Source organism: Pseudomonas sp. 43(2021) (assembly GCF_017490805.1).
GTDB lineage: Bacteria > Pseudomonadota > Gammaproteobacteria > Pseudomonadales > Pseudomonadaceae > Aquipseudomonas.
Map to the genome: position 1 here is coordinate 1 of NZ_JAFGYJ010000648.1, position 246 is coordinate 246.

General features: G+C 61.8%; 1 pseudogene. It reads left to right on the forward strand.

Annotated features, from left to right (window positions below):
• A pseudogene (locus tag J5M71_RS29115) lies at window positions 1-82 on the forward strand (thiol:disulfide interchange protein DsbG); the annotation flags it as partial.
• Between the last annotated feature and the right edge of the window lie 164 nt (window positions 83-246).

Below are 246 nucleotides of genomic sequence, written 5' to 3' on the forward strand. Positions count from 1 at the left end.
TCAGGATGACCAGGGCAACCTGCAGAGCCAGCAAGGCGCACCACGGCCGGAGTTGCTTGGGAAGATTCTCGGCAAGCGGTAGCGCATGTCGGGGGTTTTGCGGTGAGGCGTAGATCGAGCGCCGCCCCGCAAAACTCAAGGCGAAACCCTAACCCTACAACCCCTCCAGCTCGGCCATCAGGTCACTGAGCCGGTCGACTTTGTCGTCATCCAGCGCACTGCCCTGCAGCCCCTGCACATATTCAG